This window comes from Pirellulales bacterium, from assembly GCA_036490175.1.
Lineage (GTDB): Bacteria > Planctomycetota > Planctomycetia > Pirellulales > JACPPG01 > JACPPG01.
Genome location: DASXEJ010000089.1, coordinates 1 through 3,467, shown reverse-complemented (window position 1 = coordinate 3,467; position 3,467 = coordinate 1). Strand labels below are relative to the sequence as shown.

The 3,467-nt window shown below is 61.2% G+C and carries 3 protein-coding genes; 2 read left to right on the top strand and 1 reads right to left on the bottom strand.

What is annotated here, in order from left to right; genetic code table 11:
* Both VGG64_06410 and VGG64_06405 read left to right on the top strand, forming a co-directional pair.
* Positions 1–1,593, top strand: a 1,593-nt coding sequence (locus VGG64_06410; protein HEY1599216.1) for an RHS repeat-associated core domain-containing protein, incomplete at its 5' end; no start/stop codon positions are given.
* Between the two features lie 215 nt (positions 1,594–1,808).
* Entirely contained in the window at positions 1,809–2,390 is a 582-nt protein-coding gene (locus tag VGG64_06405; GenBank protein HEY1599215.1) for a bifunctional nuclease family protein, read from the top strand.
* Positions 2,391–2,819: 429 nt separating this feature from the next.
* Here VGG64_06405 and VGG64_06400 read toward each other — a convergent pair whose 3' ends face one another.
* Positions 2,820–3,413, bottom strand: a complete 594-nt coding sequence (locus tag VGG64_06400; GenBank protein ID HEY1599214.1) for a DDE-type integrase/transposase/recombinase — start codon at positions 3,411–3,413, stop codon at positions 2,820–2,822.
* Positions 3,414–3,467 lie beyond the last annotated feature (54 nt).

Here is a 3,467-nt window from a genome sequence, read left to right as displayed (position 1 = left end):
GACGGCTACGCCGGCTACGTCAATGACCTGGCGCTCGGCATGCTCGAAACCCAATCGCGGATCTACAATCCTTCGACCGGCGAGTTCATCAGCCAGGACCCCAGCGGCTTCTCCGGCAGTGCGGATGGGAACCTGTACGAGTATGCCGGCAACAGCCCGATTGACATGGTGGACCCCAGCGGCTTGAGTCAGGCGAACCCGTTGGCGTCGCTTAATTTCTCGACACCGGTGCCGATCGCGAACACGCCAGTGAACTTCGGCTTGGATGCGAATGGCAACGTGCCGGACCCTGGCATATCGCCCGAGACCCTGGCGCTGTTGCAGAACGCGGTGTCGGCGGCCCCCGGGTCAACCGACGCGCCTGCCAGTGGCGATGACGCTTCGGAGGGCAGCGAGGATGATGATGTCGAGGCTGCAAGGGCTTCCCTCCAGCAGGAGATTTTGCAAACAGGGCAGAGCACTGCGCCCGCAGCACAGGCATCGGCCACCACGTCATTGAGTCCGCTAGGCGATGCTGATATCGCGACGTTGAAGGAAGATTTCCCTATGCTGCCTGGGGAGGGCGAAGCGGACTACCTTGCGCAGTACGGCTTTTACCGCGCCGGCAATCCTAATTCGACCGATTCGAGCGGCGGCGTAACCACTGAGCAACTTATCCAAGCGATCCAGGATTCGGGCGTTCAAACGGGTACCCGGCCGCCCGATCCCCTGTATGCGATCGCTTTTGGCTCCGGCACGCAGAACACGTCGGGCTATTACAACTGCGTGACGCCGCCAGCGCCGCAAAGCTCAGGCGCCGACCTCTTCGCAGATATTGATTTGGCCGCGAGACAAACGTTTGGCGACAGCGCAGTGGATTTTACTGAGGCCGCGGTGCCGGCCGCCGTGAAGACCACTGCGGTGGTGGTTGGCGGGACCGTCGTGCTCGGCGGAGTGGCTGCCTTTTCGCCGCTGATCGCCGGAGGCGCTGCCATTGGCGGTCTATGGTACTGGGCATATAACGTTGGCTGGTCGGCTGGCGAACGCACAGCCGACGGGCAAACGGCGACCGAGAGCTGGGGCGGGTCACTTGCAGACAATTCGCCAGTTGGCCCATTGGTGAAGGGGACGGCCAATGTCGACCCCGGCACATGGCAACCCCTTAATCTTACTCCGTCTCAGCAGGGGACACAGTTCGGAACTGGAGTGGGGGGCATCGCTGGCGTGGTCGCCGCGCCTTACGTGTATAATGCCACGCAAAGCGCGGTGGGCAGCGCGTTGTCGGAACTTACCCCGCCGACTTTCGCGCCGCCGCTCAAAACGCCGGAGCAGATGGCGCTTGATGCGCTCAACCCGAACAAGGGTATTCCCGGTAACTTTCCTGGCGTGAGTGATTATTCGCCACCGCCGCCTGGTATTGGACCAGGTTCCAGCCGCCCGCTTGCACCATATACGCCATATACGCCACCGTCCATGCCCCCTGGTGGTAGAGGCCCATTAGGCCCTCCGCCGGGTCCGGATTGGTTCCCGCCGCCGGGTTCGGGTTGGGATCGGTTCCCGCCGGACGTGAGACCAGGAGGCTCGGGGCCGATTCCGCCGTTCTCAAATAACTGAAATCGCTTTGATCGACCGAAGAGTCCTTTGCGCCGTGCGGTATTGGATCAGGTGAAATAGCCACGAATATACGCGATGCCGGCAGCGCCCAAGAGCCTTCGCCAGCGCGGCCGGTTCATATCGGTTCGCAAATTCGTGGGAGGTATTTATCGGCGGGTGGCGGCCGGCACTTTCGTTGCGGGAATCATTACGTTTCTGAATGCCTTGAGCGCCCTATGGATTCACACAGATGCGACTTCCCAGCGTGCGAACAGGTGGCCGTCGATCATGTCTATGGAATGCGGACCCGCCATATTGTCGAACGCTCGAATTACTGTGCCGAGCACGTCCAACACTTCGCGGCTAGCTACTACGCTGCTTCGCGCGTCGGAACTGGGCCAAGTCGCGAGTCGGACGACGGTGTCATTTTTGACATAGAAATGCTTCTCTATGATGACCGTACTGACAAGCCATGTTACCTCTCCCTTCGAGAGGCGGGGGGTTCGCGGCGGTTGGATTGTGCGATCGGATTCTTCGAGGCTGCGGCGCTCTGGTGGCAGTTGGAACCATTCCAACACCCTCGGCCGCTAACCCACGGGGCAATGGGATCGATTATCGACGCGCTCGGCGGAAGCCTGGAATTCGTCATTATCGACAAATACTTCCCGTCACAAGCGATTTCTTTTGAGGCAAAGCTTTATATTCGACAGATGAATGTAATGCGCATTGTCGATGTGCGACTAAGCGACGCGGTGGTGTTGGCGGTCGTTTGCAAGGTCCCGATATTCGTGGCGCATGCGGTGTTAGGGTTGTTGTGAGCGTTGGCGGAATCTCGGTGTCCCGCTGTCCCGGTCCAGCGAATCTTGAGTGAACGCTTCACGCAACGACGCGTCGACGGATCCCCATATCGGCTCATCGAATTGTCGACGGCTACCCGTAGCCAATCGTCAAAGCGGCTTGGGCATCCAGCCGGCTTTGACCGCACCCCGGGGTAGCCATTGCTTCTCGGTGTCCCGGCTCAGCGAATCTTGTGTGAACATTTGTGCGGCTATAAGCTTGTGAATCTGGGACGCGTAAAGAAAATGCGTCGGTGGGCATGCGCGCGGCTGGGGGGGCGCTTGGGCGGTTCAGCGCCGTGGGCGTTTGACAATTTGGTTTGTGTTGGGCGCGCCGAGCGGTCCCTTGGCGCGCAGTGTGGGCGCGGCCGTGAATGAAAGCGCGCTTGGTGCTTGCCCTGCGGACGAGCGCTAAGCGACGCGCGTCAGTCGCACGATCGGCAGGTGCTTGCGGCTCGCGAGGAAGTTAACTTCGAGTTCCAGTCGTGCGCCGAGCGCACCGCGGACCAGCGCCCACGGCCGGGCGCAAGGCGACCCACGCGGCCAGCGCGATCGCGGCTCGTGCCGCGGCGTTCGGCAGGCCGGGAAACGGTGGTGATAGGCTTCGTTGGGTGTCTTAGCTCGCAGGGTTTCGTGCGGGCGGTGCTCGTTGTACCACTGGACGAGCAGAGTTAACTCGCGGTTGAAGGCCGGTCGCCATTGCGGCACGACCGGCAGGCAGGCCAGCAGTTGCTTGATGGTCAGGATGCAGCGCTCGATCACGGCGATGCTGCCTTTTTTGCCGATGGCCCCATAACGAGGCTTGATGCCGCGGCGCCGGCACCAGGTTTTGAACATATCGCACCAGAACTGCACGCCTTTGTCGCAGATCAGATATTTTGGCGCGGCGCTGGCTTTGCGGATCGTGCGCCCGAGCAGGACGCGGACTTGTTCTGAGCTGGGTTGTTTGTAAAACGTGGCGGTGCCCATCACGCGGCGAGAAAAGTGATCGACGATTACGGCCACCCACCAGCAGAATGGCCAGCATTGCGGCAGCGCGTTGGGCAACCACGGGCACCA

Coding starts and splice junctions, on each gene's coding strand:
- VGG64_06405 (HEY1599215.1), top strand. CDS start 1,809: ATGGATTCACACAGATGCGACTTCCCAGCGTGCGAACAGGTGGCCGTC.